Raw genomic sequence first — 17,421 nt, forward strand, 5'->3', positions numbered from 1 at the left:
CTAACGAAAGAATTAGGGATAGGAGCGAGCTTACTAGGAATTATTATTAATAAGTGAGAGATGGTGCGGCGAACTTTTTCGAGCTAAAACCATGAAAAGCTTATGCTATATGGATTTCAGCCTTCTTGTCCCCCTGTCAGGAATTAGACAATGATCATTAATACCAAATCAATACAAAATAAACTACCATGAAACAACTAATCGTACACATTCGTGACCAAGAAAAAGCAGAAACACTCTCTAAAATTTTAACTGCTTTAGATTTTGTTGACTCCGTAGAAATCATCGAAGATCAAACAACATTATCTGATAACGAGCAAGACTTCTTTGCCCTGGCAGGATTGTGGGAAAACAGAAATATCACCCCTGAATCTATCCGTCAAGCAGCATGGCGAGAAGAAAAACGATGATTTTATTAAAAGTTTAGAACGCTATGAGCCGTCGAATGAATGACCCATCCACATTTCATTGGCGATCGCATTCCTCCCCATCTTTCCACACTCCCTACGCAATCGCAAAAATCCGATAAAATAGTGAATAAGTGACATCCATCAATACAATTTATTACAAAAAATAATTTCTAAGTAATAAAATCATGGATCAATTACAAACCCTAATGCCTATACTACAAGAATTTCGCCAAGAATTAGCAAAGTTTTATGGAAAACGGTTAGTAAAACTGATCCTTTTTGGTTCACAAGCGCGGGGTAACGCTAATGAGGACTCAGATATTGATATTATGGTCGTATTAAAGGGGCCCATTTCCCTTAGAAGCGGCCACCCTATTACCTGAAAAAAATTATTATCTCAAATGGAATGCTCCCACTCTAGCAAACAGGGTAAGCGCATCCTAACAGTCCTTGACAAAATGAACTTTATCTGGGTTGCCTACCCAGAGGGCAATTCAGGCATATTTGAGTAGAATTTGCCATCTCAATTGTTAAGCAACAATCTACCAAATAGGTCGAGTTCGTAACTATTCTGATTGACTGGTATCACTTGAAATGCCCACGCGGATCACAAAATTGGCCAATTGTCAATAGCTTTTGAGATGCCCTTTATAACAGGAGGTTTCCCGACTCATATTCGATCATCAGAACTATAAACAGGTAAAATTATCTGTATATTTAATCACTTAATCAGAAGCATTTACCTTTGAAATAGCAGTTTTTAAATAGGAAACCACCTCATTAATTGCTACTTCTGACGCTTTTTTACTGGCTCTTTCGACTAATTCCACCTTACCCGATTTGAGAGATTTACCCGTGACAATGCGATAGGGAATCCCAATTAAATCCGCATCTTTGAACTTAACACCTGCACGTTCATTCCGGTCATCTAAAAGGGTTTCAATGCCCGCTTGATTTAACTCATTGTATAAACTTTCGGCGGTTTTTACCTGCTCGGCATCGGCTAAATTAGGAATAACCACAATCGCTTGATAGGGGGCAATAGCTACGGGCCAAATAATGCCATCTTTATCGTAGGATTGTTCTACGGCTGCCTGGGCTAAACGCGATACTCCTATACCATAACAACCCATACAAATGGGGGTAGATTCGCCCGCTTCATTAGTATAAAAAGCATTCATAGCTTGAGAATATTTATAGCCCAATTGGAAGATATGACCGACTTCAATTCCTCTGGCACTTTGCAAGGTTTGATTAGGATCATGAATAGCTCGATCGCCTACCCGGGCTTTGCGTAGATCGACGATTAATTCCGGTAAGATAAAATCCTTACCCCAATTGGCCCCCACTACATGAAACCCGGTTTCATTAGCACCAGTGATAAAGTTTTCTAAGTCTGTCACCGTGTTGTCTGCTATGCGTAAAAACTGAGGAGCTATATCGCTGGATTTTTTGAGTAAATTATCTTCTAAGTCGGGAGCAATATAACCTAAAGGTAAAGGTTTAGTGGCCCATTTCTGTTGAGCGGCAGCATCGGGTATTTTTAAAGCCAAAATTGTTTTAGCATTGTAACGGCCTGCCTGTCTAACTAATTCATTTTGTAGTTTAACTTCGTTAACTTCTTGATCGCCGCGAATATGCAGTAAAACTAAAACAGTTATGCCGCTATCATAAACCACTTCGTAGAGAACATTTTTGACGATAGCAGTGGCAGAACAATCAAGAAATTTAGCTAAACTTTCGATAGTGTTGGTGTTAGGAGTCTCTTTTTTAGCCAACTTTTTAAAGGGAGAAGCCACTTTATCTGCTGGCAAAGAAACGGCTTTTTCCACATTAGCCGCATACTTTTCATCGGCGGTAAATAAAACCTCATCTTCTCCGGCATCAGCTAAGACCATAAATTCTTGAGATGCGGAACCGCCAATCGCTCCAGAATCGGCTTCTACTGCCCGAAAAGCTAACCCACAACGGCGGAAAATATTGCGGTAAGCTATATCCATCGCTTGATAGGTTTTCTTTAAACATTCCTCGTCGAGATTGAAAGAATAGGCATCTTTCATAATAAATTCTCGCCCCCGCATTAAACCAAAACGAGGGCGAATTTCATCGCGAAATTTAGTTTGAATCTGATATAAATTAACCGGTAATTGTCGATAGGAACGAATTAAATCACGAGCGACGGCAGTAATTACTTCTTCGTGAGTTGGTCCTAATCCTAACTCCCGGTTTTGCCGGTCCGTCAGGGCAAACATAATCCCTTCTGCTTTTGTGTAGGTGTCCCAACGGCCTGATTCTTGCCAGAGTTCCGCCGGTTGCAGTTGGGGAAGTAAACATTCTTGGGCGCTGGCTTTGTTCATTTCTTCCCGGACTATCTGGGAGACTTTCTGCAAAACCCGCCACATCAGGGGTAAATAGGCGTAAATACCGCTGCCAATGCGACGAATGTAACCGGCACGGACTAAGCATTTATGACTAGGGATTTCCGCCTCGGCCGGGTCTTCCCGGAGGGTGACAAAAAGCTGTTGAGAGAGTCGCATCCTATCGATATCCTTTTGAACAGAAGACTTTCTATTATCTCATCAAAGGAGAGCGACTGCAATTATCAATTACTTGTGTTGACAAACAATAACAGCGATCAGTTTACCGATTCTCAGGTATTTCCCCTCACAACTTGAGACTGGTTGGAGAAGCATTGAACTCTAGTTCCAATTGCCTAACTCCCTTGTTCTCTACTTTAGGAAATATGAGTGTTCAGGTCGATCGCTGTTATCGCCGTTATCGAGACAGAATGTAACTTTAACAGGGTTTACTCCTTTGTGAACTTGACCTTATAACCTTGCCAGTTGATCTGTCAGGGAAGCTTTTTTCTTTAGCTTCAATTATTAATATAACATCGGATCGGAGCTAGAAGTCTTTCTCTTAATCAAAGTTTACATTACTGGGATCAAGGAAAAGCCTAGATGTTTTGACGCTTGACCGATGATAATTAACCTCAGTTCGGTATCAGAAAAGGAGGGGGAGTTAACCTGAAAGAATACAAACGATTCAGCACCCCCGTTCTACTTTAGCCGAGTCCCGCCCTCTCGAACCGGTCATCGAGTTTTTGGCAGTGCCTTCGGCATCGCAATCAACTGATGATGCGGGGTCAGACTGAAGGTGATGTTAGTCCAAAATTATTTATTTTGAATTACCATTGTTGCACAAGTAATTATATTTTCTAGATTGTTATACTCGGCTCTTTGTTTTTCAATATAATGATCAAATAAATATTTTTTGTCTGGATATTGTACCGCTAATTCTTGGCATCTTTGCCTAAGATAATTAAACTGCATTTCATACTCATCATTTTGATTTATTTCAGTTTCTGTATATTCTTTTATTAATTTCATGCCAGCTTTTTCTATCTGGTTTAACAGCATACTTTTTTTGATTATAAAGTCATGCTTATAGGGTTGATCATCTTCAAAATATCCATCGTCTAAAATAATTAGACCATCTTTTGTCAGATTTTTTTTTAAGATAGTCATAGTTTGAAAATAATTTCCAAATACAGAACTGATCGAGCCGAGAATAATCACATTGAATTGGTTTAATGTATTGATTATTTCTCGTGCGTCTCCTGAAATAAATTTACACCTTGAAGTAATTGCTTCTTCTCTAGCTTTTTTATTAGCGATTTCAATAAATTCTGGTATTGCATCGATTCCAAGACAGTAGCAATCCAGTTCAATTGACAATTTTATCGAGACTGCACCTTTGCCGCAGCCTAGATCCAGTACATTTAATTCAGAATAATTATTTGTATGTGCTTTGACAATTTTAAGAATAGAATTTGCAGAAGAGCCTATTTCCCAGAAGTCCTGTAAAATATATGGAAGAAAAGGTAAGATTGACTTATCTTGGCAATCCATAGCCTGTGCAATAGTTTCTTCTAAGGTCTTCATTCTCTCTAAAAATTTCTGGACTAACCATCAATCATATCGCTCCCTGCGGTTCCACACCCTCCTCTATCCCACTTCCATCAGTTAAACACCCCCTCAATTTGGGCATAATTACCGCATTTCTACAGCCAAAAGACTATTGGTCTGTCAATCTTGAAATTGTGGATAGGGGAATCGGGCCAAATTATTCGCCCCCAATCCCTCAAAATCATCTTAACAGACCCATAGAATCGCCCTTAATTTTTGTCAATTGTCGGCCCCTAACTATATTCCTCCCCGACACTGAGATTAAAGAGCATTTGCAGGGATTGTAAACAGCGCTTACGCGCTTCGATATCCTGTTGGGCCCGCAGTTGTACCATGGGTTCGTGAAGGATTTTATTGACGATACCGCGGGTCATTGCTTCGATAACTTCTTGGTGTTTTTCGGCGAATTCCGTCCCCAGACGGGAGAGGGCCTTTTCTAATTCCTGTTCGCGAATATCTTCAATTTTGCTTCTTAAACAGCTAATTGTCGGTACAGTGTCCAAAGAACGCCACCAAAGCTCGAAAGCTTCCACTTCCTGCTCTAGGAGTGCCTCTGCTTCCCTGGCCATCTGACGGCGACTTTCCTGATTGGCGGCAACCACCGCTTTAAGATCATCGACGTTAAAAGCTTGCACTTGTGCCAATTCCTTCACGTCGGTGTGAACGTTGCGGGGAACAGAAATATCGATTAACATCAGCGAGTTAGCAGTAATCGTCACTTCTGTCAATAAATTTTTAGTTAAAATTGGTTCCGTGGCTCCGGTACTGGTAAAGACGATATCCGATGCCGCTACCGTAGTCATCATCTCTTCTAAGCCATATAGTTGGATTGGTACGTTAGGAAATTCACAGGCCAACTCCTGGGCCCGTCTTTGGGAGCGATTGACGATCGCAATTTGCTGAGAACCCTTAGCCAGAAGGTGAGTAACTAATAATCGGGACATTTTCCCTGCCCCGATAATAGCGATTTTCTTGCCGCTGAGGTCTGCCACCTTAGCATGGGCTAACTCCACCGCCGCCGAACTGATCGATACGGCTCCCGTGCCGATGCTGGTTTCCGTGCGGACGCGCTTACCGGCAGTCATCGCTTGTTTAAACAGGCGATCGAGTAATTGGCTAATAGTATTGTACTTTTGAGCTAATTTATGGGTATTTTTAACTTGAGCGAGAATTTGCCCTTCCCCGAGGACAAGACTTTCTAAACCGGCCGACACCCGGAGCAGATGACGCACAGCATCCTGATGCAGTAGGGTAAACAGATAACGACGCAGGACATTAAGGGGAATATGTCCGATTTCAGCGAGAAACTGGGTAATTTCCACCACGCCCTTTTCCGTATCCGTAACCACGGCGTAGATTTCCAAACGGTTACAGGTACTGATAATCGCCACCTCTTGGATGTGGGGATAACCCTTGAGGTGGGTAAGAGCGGACTCGATTTTCGCTTCCGGGATACTCAATTTTTCACGAATTTCCACAGGGGCTGTCTTGTGACTCAAGCCCACTACAGCAATATTCATTTATGTTCTCCTACAAATGTTGCTCAGGCTACAAAAATTATTGATAAAGATCAGTGCGTTATGTCTCTAATTGTTGCAATTTAGTCCCAATCGGGATGCAAATAAAAGATGTTTGAAAAAAAACTTTATATATTTTTACCAATGGGGGCGAGGTGAGCCATACCCACCCCACCGCCTCAGAGAATTATCTCAGTTGAATGTATTTGGGTTGGTCGAACAGGTGAACGGTATCGACAAAGCGAGCGGTTTTCGATTGGGTGGAGATAACCAAGCTTTGGGTACGAGCGCCACCATGGAAGAAGCGTACCCCTTCCATCAGGGTGCCGGGGGTGATACCACAGGCGGCAAAGAGGACGGTTTCGCCACTGGCTAATTCTTCGCAACCGTAAACGCGATCGGGATTAGTGATGCCCATTTCTTGCAGACGAGCGAGATTACCCTCGCGGCTTTCGCCGATTAAACCGGTTTTGACCACTTCGGGATCATAGATTAATTGTCCCTGGAAGTGACCGCCTAGACAACGCATAGCCGCTGCCGAGATTACCCCTTCTGGAGCGGCACCGATACCCATGAGAGCATGAATATTAGTTCCCGAAAAAGCGCAGGAAATAGCGGCCGATACGTCACCATCGCTGATCAGACGAACTCTGGCCCCGGCGTTGCGGATTTCTTGGATTAATTCCTTGTGACGGGGACGATCCATCACCACTACCACCAGTTCTTCGATCGAACGATTGAGACAATCGGAAAGAACTTTCAGGTTTTCCGTCGCCGATTTATTAATATCCACATGACCTTTAGCTGCTGGGGGAGCGGCTAATTTTTTCATATAAAAGTCAGGAGCGGCGAATAATCCACCTTTTTCGGAGATCGCTAACACGGCCATGGAACCATTTTGACCGTAGGCAACCAAGTTAGTGCCTTCGCAGGGATCGACGGCGATATCGATTTCGACTAATTCGTCGGGATTACAATATTGTTTGGCATCAACTTGGGTACAGATACCCACTTCTTCGCCAATATAGAGCATGGGAGCTTCGTCTCTTTCCCCTTCTCCAATAACGATGCGACCACGCATATGGATTTTATTCATCCGTTCGCGCATCGCTTCTACAGCGACGTGATCAGCGATATTTTTTTCGCCTTTACCCATCCACTTGGAGGAGGCAATGGCAGCCTGTTCGACCACTTCGATAATTTCTAACCCTAGCGTACTTTCCACTCGATGATCCTCCCTACAGCTGATCTATGATTTATCTAGTGAGTTTGTTTCCTTAACAGTCAAAAGTCTATCACCAGACGGGGATCATTCTTAAGTTTTTATGTAGATCATCTGGAGGAGAGCGGTATGGCTAGGGAGTTTTTGCCGGCACTGTCGCCTCCATCTCAGTTATGGAGAGCTTGATCGCTGATTGCGGCTGGCGATCGCAGAAAGGTATGTTCTTCCCCCTGTTGTGAATGCTAGACAAGGGCAGCTTTGTCGATACTAAACATCTGGTCAGGTTTTGCCGAGCAAAATTATCCACCCTATTCCGTTAATCCTTCAGTGTGTTTAACCGATGCTAGAATGCAGCAAGAGACTCGGTTATTCTAGACAAGCTAAAACCCACTTTTCTTGGCAATTGAGTTAAAACGTCATCGGGTAAGGTTTTAAACTGTTGCCTGATCTCAACAAGCAATTTAAATGCGCGGGCAGCTTAACTGCCATAAATCGGTTTGTTAACGAAGCCAATAAACTATAGCGGTAATAATACTCAGAATTACCACGGTCTTACGCAGATAACTAGGAGAGATAATTCTAGCTAGTTTTCCCCCCAATAAACCCCCAATTAAAGAGCCAATTGCTACCACTATCGCTGCCGACCAATATACGTGATTAGAAAAGAGAAAAAACCAAGATGCAGCCACATTAACCACCAAAGAAAGCAACTGTTTTAAAGCATTTAATCTCGTGAGATTATCCTTGAGAAATAAGCCCAAAATTGCCAACTTAATCACCCCTAAACCCGCTCCAAAATAACCACCATAAATTGAAGCGAGAGCGATGGGTAAAACCGACAAAATTTCTGGGATATGACCATTTTCGTCCCCCTTTCGCCGCTGCAACCAAGAGCGTAAAGTATCTTGAAAAGCCAATAAAGCCGCCGCTAAAAGAATCAAAAAAGGAATCAGGCGCTCAAATACTTTATCACTACTATTTAACAGCAAAATACCACCGATAATGCCGCCAATAACTGCCGATGGTAGTAATAACCGAATCCGTTTTTGTTGCCCGTGCAGGTCTTTTTTTTGGGCGAGGGTTGCCCCCAGATGACCGGGGCATAAAGCGACGGTATTAGTCACATTTGCCATCACCGGTGGGATACCCACCGCCATCAGCGTCGGAAAAGTAATCAGACTACCGCCACCGGCAAGAGCATTAATTAAGCCGGCAGCCACGGCAGCGATTGCCAAGAAGCCATACTGAATAGGCGTGAGCATTTAGGGGTTAGGGATAGTAATTAGGGCTAAATCAATTTTTTCCTCGTCAACTTGCTTAATTTCGGCTCTAATTCCTGGTCCAAAGTATCTTTCGATTTTTTCTTGTTTTGCCAGCCACTTTTCTAGGGGTAAAAGGGGCGATTCAAATTCTAGGGTGAAACAATAGGCGGAATCAACAGCAGTTTCACGAATTGCCACTAAAGTCGGTCTTTCCTCGTCCGTGGGGCTTAATCCCAGCTTTTCTAGGGCTTCATCCAGATGCACTTCCTGTCCGTAGCGATAGCGGGTGACATCGTTGCGAAGTTTGGTTTGGGTGACAGTAGCCTGTTGTTGGCGCAATTGCAAGATTTCGGGGCTAGTGGGTTGACTGAAGGGTATCGGTTTGATTTCTGAAGCTTTTAGGGCTAAACCTCCCAATAATAACGGTAATCCGTAGAAAAAGCCCGCTAAATTGACCGTGGCGTTACCTTGGGCATAACCGATGATCCCGATAACCGTTAAAATACTGCCTAAAATTAAGCCAAAGTATGATAGTCTAATTTTTCTGAGCATGAAATAATTTTTTTCTTGAGTACGCTAATCCTTTAGAGATTATACAACTCAAGAGAATCTTTTTTGCAGAGGGGCAGTGGGGAGATTTTTGAGCTATCAGTAAACAGTCATCAGTCATCAGTGAAAAGAAAGCGGCAAACTTGACACTTAATAAGTAAGTAATCTGAATTAACTGTTAGATAGTGGCACAGGCTTCTGGTTCTTTGTATTTTATCTTTGATTGTAACCAGCTACTTAGTTGATGATAGGTGGTGCGTCAGGAATTTTTGCCGTCTAACGCACCCTACGTTTTACTATTGCCGATGTACTCGCAATTTTTCAATTAATTGAGATAATTTCTGGTCAGAAGCGGCAGTAATAAAGTCTAATTTAAACTTTTGTCCCTGGCTGAGATATTCTGCATAACTAGACAGAAGAAAAGGACGAAACTTGTCATTATCAGCAATATAAACTTCAAAAAAAGCCACCAATAAAGCCCCCGCATAATCCTCGATTAAATTTTGATTGGGTAAAGTGATATCGACCACAGACTCTAGGGTTTTTTGCATTCCTGCATCCAATTCCGTAAAATTTACATGAGCTTGTCCCTCCACCATGGCCAGATATTTATCCGGCGTTTTTAACCAAGTAAAAGGAATGGCCTGTTCAAAAATCGGATTAGCTGCCGGGTCATAACTTCCAGAACCCAAGAGGACAGGAATCGAGATTTTACTTAAACCTTTTTCCCCAAAAATACTGCGGTTAACGGGATTAGCTGCAAAGACAGCCGCCACTCGTTCATCACGAAAATTATAGACCTGTCTAGGCAATTCCAGGGCGCGACATTCCAGTACAATGGCGATATTAATACCGGAGTAAGGAAGATTACAATCTTGGGCGAGATTATCAAAATCAATTTGTGCGCCGGCAACAGCTAGAGATGTATAACCTCCAAAGGAATGACCCGCTACTCCCACATTAGTGAGGTCAAGTTGACCTTGAAATTGACTAGGATTACGTCTTGCTAATTCATCGATGACAAAGCTAATATCTTTGGGTCGATTAATAAACTCATTGCCATCAAAAATATTGCGATAATACCCCCCTAACATTCCTTGCAGGTACTGGGTATCACTGCCGGGGTGTTGCGGTGCCGCTACTAAAAATCCGTAGGAAGCTAGATGTTCAATTGCTTGGGCATAATCTTCCGGCCGCGAGGCTAATCCGTGGGAAAAAATAATTACAGGTGTTTTGCCTTCTCGGAAAGTTTGCGGGATATAAACATTCACATATAAACTGCGATTGCGACTGCTATCTATTAGGTTCCAAACTTCTTTTTTTACCTGAAAGCTACCGCGCTGACGCAAATCGGGTAAACTGGCATAATTAATCGCTGGTTTAACGGCAGCGGCTTCCTCGGCTGTCCAGAGGCGCATATCTTTAATAAATATTTCCGCCACATAAACTGCATAATCGATGGTTTTAGCTAATCCGAGGATTTCTTCCCCCTGTAACTGTATATTATTGGGGAATTTTTTCAGGACATTTAAAAGGGTTAATCCTCCTGGATCGAAAGCGGCACTAACAATCGCACCCCGCAGGGCATATTTACCATTAATTCCCCCTTCAATGGTGATGCCTTTGCCCAAACGGGAGAGCATATCAGCACCCATCACACTATTAAAAAAACGAGATAGTAAAATAGGATCGATGTCAATCTTTGTTAATAAAGCCTCACGAAACTTCTCTCTTGCTTCGGGAGTTGTTCTGGCAAGAAATCTTTTTAAATTAGCATCAATTTTTCCTTCTTTAGCAAAATTTTCTAGGGATGCTACCGATACAGAAAAGACGAGGGGAGTATAGACAAATTCAATTTCTTCAGCGGCTTTTAGGGGTAAAGCGGTCATACCCACAGCGAAAAGACCTAGGAGGAAAGCTCGCAGCCGACGGGTGGAATTATTTCTGGGAAACCGATTTTGTAAACGCGGGATAATCATGAGATTTTTAGTTAGGGTAGATGACAACAATTAAAAGGTAAAAGTGGGACTACGAGTGATGTCCATAAGGCAAATTTAAGGCTAGGGCAAGCGATAAAGTGCCAAAGATTAATCTGGGAGATTTTGATTCTAGATTATTGAGTATTTCTGAGTATAACATCTAAGGTAGATATTATATTAAAGTTGTTTTTATGTCAAGATATAAGCCATTAATAAAAAACAATAAATACATAAATTTAATAAGTGAAAGTGATATATTTGGCGATGAAAATAATCAGATAGGGTTTTTGACTGGGATAAATTGCTAATTATTACGAATATGAATATCTTGTTGCGGGAAGGGAATCTCGATACCCTGTTGAGTAAACCGATCAAGAATAGCACAATTAATATCACTAATGACTCGCTTTTTCCTGTTAACATCATCCAACCAGAACTTTAATTCAAAGTTTAAACTAGAATGATCAAAATTAAGAAAAAAGGCTACTGGTTGCGGGTTTTTAAGTATGTGAGGATGTTGATCGGCAATGTCTAGCAATAAATTCATCACCTGTTGGGCGTTAGAATTATAACCAACTCCGATAACAATTGAACAATAAATCAAGTTATCACTACCCGTGTAGGTGGTGACATTCTCAGTAAAAAACTTTTGATTGGGAATAATTTTTTCGGAATTGTCTGTAAGAATTTGCACTGTTGTCGCTCGGATACCTAGCTTTTTTACCTGAGAAGTCTGTCCTTCAATATTAATTATATCACCAGGTTTGAGAACTTTTTCAAATAATAGTAAAATACCGCTAATGAAATTACTTACCACTTGCTGCATACCGAAACCAATACCCACCGATAAACCGCCAGTAATTGCCGCTATTGCTGTTGCATTAACTCCCACATAACCCAAGATGATAATAAAACCTAAGACAATGAAAAAATAACGTCCTAACAGTAAAGTTGCTTCAATTTCACCGCGACTCGCTTGCTGATTTAAATTAGTAATGCTCAGAATTATACTCTCTATAAGAATAACAATAATTACCAGAAAATAGGGAGCTATTATCAAAATAAATATGCTTCTCAATGTGATCGGACTATTGAATAAATTGAAGGGAGATACTTGGGCAATTTCTTGAATATTATTGTAAACACCAATAATATTTCTCAGGAGGAATAATACCAATAAAGGTGCTAAAAGCCGACCATGATAATATTTAATTGTATTGACGGAAAACCTAGCATATAATCCAGCTAATAAACAACGATAAATCAAATAAAAAAATATTAATTGTATGGATAAATTAATCATTCCTCTTGTCCAGTTTTGACTGAAAAAAATTAGATACTTTAAGTCAAGTAAAATTAGACTAATAACTGGAAAATTAAGAAACTGTATCAGGATAGCAAAATATTGACGGAGGGTTAAATTTTTATCACTATGGATAAAACTGGTGACGGGAGGAAATCTTTTGTCTAAGTAAGACCATAACCATTTTGATAATAACCAAGCAAGAATTAAAGACAGAAAAATGATCGCTAATTGACTTTGAACATTTCTGCGTCCTAAAAATAATAATTGGTTAGCAATTATTTCCGAAAGAGAGGGGATATTGTTGTTCATATTAATTTATTTTCCCGACTTCCTGATCGAGATCTAATTGAATATAAAGTGTCAGTTTTTGGGCTGCTGCTGAGGAAGATATTTCACCAGCGATTGCTCTTTCATACCAAAATTCTCCTTTTTCTAAAATTTTATTCAACTTTTCCCAATCATCCAGAGGAACTGCCACGGCATTTTGAGATTGTTGTAATAATACCGATTCAATCGGTAGTAAATTTCCTTCGATCTGCACCCGTCGATTAGTGGGAATAAAACTTTCTGTTTGGATGATTGCTTGCAATTGTTGTTCGGGATTAGAGAGAAATTTTCCTAAAGCTAATCCCAAACTATTTTCATTATCACTATTATTACGATTAAATACCATCACCCGTGTATAGAGAATTGGTGCTGCTTTACCTTGAGTGTCTTGGGGAAGTAAAGCAACTCTGAGATCATCTTTTAGGCTGTTTTTTAAATCGGCAATTTCAATAGAATTACACACATAATAGGTTAAGCGGCCTTTAGCAAAGGCATCATGGAGTAATTCCCGTTGACGATTGAGGATAAAATTAGGCTGTGACGAGGCAAATTTTAGCCATTCTAGCCATTTTGCCCAACCATCCAAGCGAGGTTGCAGCCGACCCTGATCATCCCACAAATAGCCGCCAAAAATTGCCATTCCCCAAAAAGTATCTTCAAAAGAGGACACCATCCCCACAGAATAACCTTTGCGCGCACGTTCCACTAATCCCTCTAAACTGGTAGGAGGTTGCTTCAGCACCGGATCGGGACTAACTTGTAATTTTTTTTGATTATAACACAGTACATTAGTACGAGAACCTAAAGGAATGCCATAGATTTTTCCTTGATAGCTAACTTGTTTCAGCGTCGGGGGATAATAAATAGATAAATCTAGATTTTTCTGGTCAATTTCCTTCAGTACTCCTTGGGATACTAATCTGGGTATATTTCTCGAAAAAATTAGAATAACACTCGCACCCAATCCGCTTTGAGATTGTTTAAAAAAACGTTCTGGTATCTCATCGATAGGAATAGCTTGTTCGAGAATTGTCACCTGGGGATTTAATTTTTCAAACTCTTGCAAACCCAAACCTAGTACTTCAGTTAAATTGCCCTCTTCTGGATACCAAACCAAGAGGGTTCCTTGCAGTTGCTCCGATGATTGAGTAGGAAGATCACTAAAACAGGCATAAAGAAAAATTGGCATCAAGATAAAAAGCAATAGGAGCGATATAATTCCCCTTATTTTTTTACTTCTCCAAGCAGTTTTAACTCTGAGCCTTAGAAATTGCATCGCTTGTGATCCTTCAAAAATCTTGCCATATATTCATAGTACATGAAAAGGTGAATAATATTATCGCGCCAATGGTAGGGGCGCACCGTGGTCAGTGAGTTTAGCGAGTTTCATAGTTTATTTTCTAACACTCTAATACCCAGTTTAAATGGGCAACAGCTTCAGGAAACTGTGCTTAGTATGAGTAAAATTCCTGTTATTAATAATTATGTCATGGCGAGGGTGTGACACCCGCCTTAACTTTACTGTATCAACCAAGACCCCACCGAAGCAATTTTTACTGTATGATTAGAGTTTAAAAGGCGAGGTACTTTATGAAACTATTTACAGCAATTATCGAAAGAGATCTAGAGACTAATCTCTATGTTGGTTATGTTCCTGGATTTGTGGGAGCGCATTCCCAAGGAGAAACCTTAGATGAGTTGCGAGAAAATTTACAAGAGGTGATTGAAATGTTATTAGAGGATGAAGATCTTTCTCTGGAAACTGAGTTTATTGGTACACAACAAATTGCCGTTGCTTAGTATGAGTAAAATTCCAGTCCTGAAAGCATCAGAGGTAATTCGCCTGTTGGAAAAGCGGGGATTTGTCCAAGTCCGTCAGCGTGGTTCCCACAAACAATTTCGCCATGAAGATGGTCGCAGTACGACGGTTCCCTTTCATAAAGGACGGGATATTTCACCGACTTTATTAAGGGTCATTGCTAGTGATATTGGGTTAACAGTAGAGCAATTATTACAAGGGATAGAGTAACAATGTAAACGCTTATCGCCTTCCTCTCAGTCAGAAACGATAACCCCGAAATAAATGATGAAAACGTCAGCCAAGAAGCAATTTTTGCTTTATTATAAGAGTAATACCCCAAACCCTTAGATGCGTAAGCCTTACGCCTAAAACTTACTAGCAAGGAGTTGTATCATGTAACTTTTGACGCTATTGGCTACAGGAGTCACGATTATTTTGGGGGGAGCATTGACCCGTGTGGGGGAGATTGTCTTAGATGGTTCGCTTGAAAAACTGAAAAATTTAATCGCAGCTAAGTCTCCTGATACTTTAAAAAAGTTGGAATCGGCTAATCAAAATCCTGCTTTGTTACCTGAAACCATTGAGGTAATGGCGACTTTACTGGAAGATACAGAAATACAAAAGGTTGCAGAACAAGCGGTTAAGGAAAATCAATCTAATCCTTACGTTATTAATCAGTTTCCTGCCTTAGAAAAAATTCTTAATTTTGCTAATCGGGATACTAATATTGGTAAACAAATTAATGATTTTTGACTACAGCCGCCTGTAGGGGAGCAAGTTAAACAAAACCCTGCTAACTTAGATACAACGAGTGAGAGTCCTAAGTCTATTTCGACTTCTCTTTCTAATCTTGATTACGCCATTGGAAGTCTATGTAAATTGAAATCAACTTTCCACCAACTTAGGGGAAAAGCACGTCAACAGGGGGACAAAGTTAATATAACATTTAAAGAATTAGCAGATGTTGAAAATTGGCCTCAACCGCGAGGAATTGATGCCTATCTAGAAGCTTTGCGAGATTCGGAAGAAGAAACATTTTTTCTGACTCATATTCCACTGGAGCAAGTCTTAGTTAAATCTTAGTTTTATCAAGAAACAATGAACGACAAACTTAAGCAAACTGCAATTAGGAGAAAATCACCCTAACACTGAAAAAGTAGGGGCGAAGCATTCGGGCAATAACCTATCGCTGAAACTGTAGATTTTCTATCCGAATGCTTCGCCTCTACAGGACGCGATCGCCGATCAAGATGCAAGGTTTTTGAGACACTAGCTTTAAAATCTTGCACCTGATTCGCCAAACAGGCCCCCAAACCCCTTACCTTGTACATATTTCACATTTATTCAGCAAAACCTAGTTAAATAATCTTTGCAGAAAAGTGCTTCGATCCCGCAGGAAAACCTGAGCGCAATTGCGCCCCGGCATTCCCGAAATTGAGCCGCCGGGGTGAGTTCCTGCCCCAGTTAAATAAAGGTTTTTAATGGGGGTTTTGTAGTTAGCTATTTCCGGCAAAGGACGCAGGAAAATCATCTGATCTAAGGTCATATCAAGATGATAGTAATTACCTTTATAGGAACCCAAACGATTAGCTAATTCGGCCGGACTTTCCACCCGACAGGCAATAATGGCGGATTTGAGATTTGGGGCATAATCGGCCAGTTTATCAAGAACTCGATCGGCCACACGATTTTTTAATTCTTCCGTCCATCCCGTGCCGTTTAATCCCGTTCCCTCGGCCCCGGCAATCTGATAGGGGGCAAAAAATTCGATCCAGAGGGTATGCTTGCCCTGGGGCGCCATGGAGGGATCGAGAATAGTGGGGACATCTAGGTACATCGAGGGATTTTCGTCGGGAATCTGCCCCAAAATCGTTAAAGCGTGGGCTTGTTCAACGTGACGCACGGAATCGGCGATGAGAATCGTTCCCTGTAAATACTCCTCTTTGTGATCGTAAGCCTCGAACCTTGGCGCTTCCGCGAGGGCGCAATCAATTTTAAGAATTGTTTCATTGTTATTGACAATTCGCCGTTCTACCCTTTCTCGCAATTCCGGATCGGCGGCATCCACATCGGCGGGGGCGACTAACTGTAAAAAGACTCGTCTAGCGTCAATATTAGAGATAACACCCGCTTTTGCCAGATATTCTTGTCCAGAGTCCACCCTAACCCCGATCGCTTGTCCTTCCTCGATTAGAATCTGTTTAACTTTCTGCTCGGTTAAAATTACCCCACCGAGACTAACAACACATTTCACCAGAGCCTCCGTTAGTGCGCCCGTACCACCACGAGGGCGAGCCACCCCGGGGGAATGACGCATCGCCATCATCATCATCCCGGAGGTAATGCCTTTTTGAGAGGGAGGAGCGCCAATTTCTGCCGCTAGACGAGCCAGGGGTGCTTTGACAAATTCGCTCTCAAACCACTCATTGAGGACATCTTCGGGGGAAGTAATCATCGTGCGGATGAAGTCGAGCAGTTTCTTTTTCGAGCCGATCGCTTTCCAGACACTAGCTAAGGCACTAGAGTTATAATTGCGGGCGATTCTGAGCAAATCTTGGGGCGGAGCGTTAAACCAAGGCCCGATCGCATTCATCAACTGCGCCCAATAGTCGATAAACTGAAGGTAGCGATCGGCATCTCGCGGAGAAAACTGGGCAATTGCGGCGTGAGTTTTTTCCAGAGAGCGATAGGAAAGAAAATATTGGCCAGAGGGATGGGGACAGAAAACGGTAGGATCGAAGAATAAATACTCTAATCCGTGGCGTTTTAGCTCTAATTCCTCAATTACTGGTCCTAAAAAGATAAATTCGTGATCGATCGCACAGAGATTAAACTTAAAATCGGGGGCCAGATCTGGGATAACCGCTTCTGTGGTAGCCGCTCCTCCTGGTACGCTACGCTGTTCCAGAAGGAGGACGCGATAACCGGCTTTGAGGAGATAGGCGGCACAAACTAAACCATTATGCCCCGCACCGATGAGGATGACATCGTAACTTTCCATGCAGTTTCAAAAATTCCTATTTTTAATTTTGCGCTTTTCTTGACCCTAATATGTTAAAAATAGTTAAAGATTGGCTGAT

General features: G+C 41.6%; 15 protein-coding genes and 1 pseudogene. 6 read left to right on the forward strand and 10 right to left on the reverse strand.

The window, feature by feature from the left end; all coding sequences use genetic code 11:
* Window positions 1-188: 188 nt before the first annotated feature.
* A complete protein-coding gene (locus tag ACOCD9_RS13740) occupies window positions 189-410 on the forward strand; it encodes a hypothetical protein (protein WP_012267989.1) in 222 nt (73 codons plus the stop codon).
* A 185-nt stretch (window positions 411-595) separates the two neighbouring features.
* Window positions 596-766 (forward strand): annotated as a pseudogene (locus tag ACOCD9_RS13745) (nucleotidyltransferase domain-containing protein); the annotation flags it as partial.
* A gap of 369 nt (window positions 767-1,135) precedes the next feature.
* On the opposite strand, the gene ACOCD9_RS13750 reads toward ACOCD9_RS13745, so the two are convergent.
* From ACOCD9_RS13750 to ACOCD9_RS13790, 9 genes are all read right to left on the reverse strand, one after another.
* Window positions 1,136-2,947: a proline--tRNA ligase gene (locus ACOCD9_RS13750; RefSeq protein ID WP_419547793.1), complete on the reverse strand. Its 1,812-nt coding sequence runs from the start codon at window positions 2,945-2,947 to the stop codon at window positions 1,136-1,138.
* A 636-nt stretch (window positions 2,948-3,583) separates the two neighbouring features.
* Window positions 3,584-4,354 carry a class I SAM-dependent methyltransferase gene (locus ACOCD9_RS13755; protein WP_287701285.1) on the reverse strand — a complete coding sequence of 257 codons (771 nt, stop codon included), beginning with the start codon at window positions 4,352-4,354 and terminating at the stop codon, window positions 3,584-3,586.
* 257 nt (window positions 4,355-4,611) lie between these two features.
* A complete protein-coding gene (locus ACOCD9_RS13760; RefSeq protein WP_287701284.1) occupies window positions 4,612-5,898 on the reverse strand; it encodes a glutamyl-tRNA reductase in 1,287 nt (428 codons plus the stop codon).
* Between the two features lie 184 nt (window positions 5,899-6,082).
* On the reverse strand, window positions 6,083-7,120 hold the full coding sequence (gene glpX, locus ACOCD9_RS13765) for a class II fructose-bisphosphatase (protein ID WP_002756310.1): 1,038 nt from the start codon (window positions 7,118-7,120) through the stop codon (window positions 6,083-6,085).
* 497 nt (window positions 7,121-7,617) lie between these two features.
* Entirely contained in the window at window positions 7,618-8,379 is a 762-nt protein-coding gene (locus tag ACOCD9_RS13770; protein ID WP_419547794.1) for a sulfite exporter TauE/SafE family protein, read from the reverse strand.
* Window positions 8,380-8,931, reverse strand: a complete 552-nt coding sequence (locus ACOCD9_RS13775; RefSeq protein WP_110578123.1) for a DUF2854 domain-containing protein — start codon at window positions 8,929-8,931, stop codon at window positions 8,380-8,382.
* Between the two features lie 293 nt (window positions 8,932-9,224).
* Window positions 9,225-10,907, reverse strand: coding sequence for an alpha/beta hydrolase (locus tag ACOCD9_RS13780; protein WP_287701281.1), 1,683 nt, complete (start codon window positions 10,905-10,907; stop codon window positions 9,225-9,227).
* A 304-nt stretch (window positions 10,908-11,211) separates the two neighbouring features.
* On the reverse strand, window positions 11,212-12,522 hold the full coding sequence (locus tag ACOCD9_RS13785; RefSeq protein WP_419547795.1) for a mechanosensitive ion channel family protein: 1,311 nt from the start codon (window positions 12,520-12,522) through the stop codon (window positions 11,212-11,214).
* 1 nt (window position 12,523) lies between these two features.
* On the reverse strand, window positions 12,524-13,816 hold the full coding sequence (locus ACOCD9_RS13790) for a sugar ABC transporter substrate-binding protein (RefSeq protein ID WP_419547796.1): 1,293 nt from the start codon (window positions 13,814-13,816) through the stop codon (window positions 12,524-12,526).
* A 314-nt stretch (window positions 13,817-14,130) separates the two neighbouring features.
* Between ACOCD9_RS13790 and ACOCD9_RS13795 the strand changes: the two genes are divergently transcribed.
* The 4 genes from ACOCD9_RS13795 (at window position 14,131) to ACOCD9_RS13810 (ending at window position 15,424) form a co-directional block, all read left to right on the forward strand.
* Window positions 14,131-14,340, forward strand: a complete 210-nt coding sequence (locus ACOCD9_RS13795) for a type II toxin-antitoxin system HicB family antitoxin (protein ID WP_287701275.1) — start codon at window positions 14,131-14,133, stop codon at window positions 14,338-14,340.
* 1 nt (window position 14,341) lies between these two features.
* A complete protein-coding gene (locus ACOCD9_RS13800; RefSeq protein ID WP_287701273.1) occupies window positions 14,342-14,569 on the forward strand; it encodes a type II toxin-antitoxin system HicA family toxin in 228 nt (75 codons plus the stop codon).
* A gap of 174 nt (window positions 14,570-14,743) precedes the next feature.
* The gene (locus ACOCD9_RS13805; protein WP_287715389.1) at window positions 14,744-15,094 is read left to right on the forward strand and encodes a hypothetical protein; all 351 of its coding nucleotides are present in this window, start codon (window positions 14,744-14,746) and stop codon (window positions 15,092-15,094) included.
* A 126-nt stretch (window positions 15,095-15,220) separates the two neighbouring features.
* Entirely contained in the window at window positions 15,221-15,424 is a 204-nt protein-coding gene (locus ACOCD9_RS13810; RefSeq protein ID WP_287701269.1) for a hypothetical protein, read from the forward strand.
* 271 nt (window positions 15,425-15,695) lie between these two features.
* Here the strand turns inward: ACOCD9_RS13810 and crtO are convergent, their stop codons facing one another.
* The gene (crtO, locus tag ACOCD9_RS13815) at window positions 15,696-17,342 is read right to left on the reverse strand and encodes a beta-carotene ketolase CrtO (RefSeq protein WP_419547797.1); all 1,647 of its coding nucleotides are present in this window, start codon (window positions 17,340-17,342) and stop codon (window positions 15,696-15,698) included.
* Window positions 17,343-17,421: the final 79 nt, after the last annotated feature.

Source organism: Microcystis sp., from assembly GCF_048564745.1.
Classification (GTDB): Bacteria; Cyanobacteriota; Cyanobacteriia; order Cyanobacteriales; family Microcystaceae; genus Microcystis; species Microcystis ichthyoblabe_A.

What these genes read in the sequence shown, in the direction of transcription:
- ACOCD9_RS13740 (WP_012267989.1), top strand. Translation starts at nt 189, where the DNA reads ATGAAACAACTAATCGTACACATTCGTGACCAAGAAAAAGCAGAAACA.
- ACOCD9_RS13750 (WP_419547793.1), bottom strand. Translation starts at nt 2,947, where the DNA reads ATGCGACTCTCTCAACAGCTTTTTGTCACCCTCCGGGAAGACCCGGCC.
- ACOCD9_RS13755 (WP_287701285.1), bottom strand. Translation starts at nt 4,354, where the DNA reads ATGAAGACCTTAGAAGAAACTATTGCACAGGCTATGGATTGCCAAGAT.
- ACOCD9_RS13760 (WP_287701284.1), bottom strand. Translation starts at nt 5,898, where the DNA reads ATGAATATTGCTGTAGTGGGCTTGAGTCACAAGACAGCCCCTGTGGAA.
- ACOCD9_RS13770 (WP_419547794.1), bottom strand. Translation starts at nt 8,379, where the DNA reads ATGCTCACGCCTATTCAGTATGGCTTCTTGGCAATCGCTGCCGTGGCT.
- ACOCD9_RS13775 (WP_110578123.1), bottom strand. Translation starts at nt 8,931, where the DNA reads ATGCTCAGAAAAATTAGACTATCATACTTTGGCTTAATTTTAGGCAGT.
- ACOCD9_RS13780 (WP_287701281.1), bottom strand. Translation starts at nt 10,907, where the DNA reads ATGATTATCCCGCGTTTACAAAATCGGTTTCCCAGAAATAATTCCACC.
- ACOCD9_RS13785 (WP_419547795.1), bottom strand. Translation starts at nt 12,522, where the DNA reads ATGAACAACAATATCCCCTCTCTTTCGGAAATAATTGCTAACCAATTA.
- ACOCD9_RS13790 (WP_419547796.1), bottom strand. Translation starts at nt 13,816, where the DNA reads ATGCAATTTCTAAGGCTCAGAGTTAAAACTGCTTGGAGAAGTAAAAAA.
- ACOCD9_RS13795 (WP_287701275.1), top strand. Translation starts at nt 14,131, where the DNA reads ATGAAACTATTTACAGCAATTATCGAAAGAGATCTAGAGACTAATCTC.
- ACOCD9_RS13800 (WP_287701273.1), top strand. Translation starts at nt 14,342, where the DNA reads ATGAGTAAAATTCCAGTCCTGAAAGCATCAGAGGTAATTCGCCTGTTG.
- crtO (WP_419547797.1), bottom strand. Translation starts at nt 17,342, where the DNA reads ATGGAAAGTTACGATGTCATCCTCATCGGTGCGGGGCATAATGGTTTA.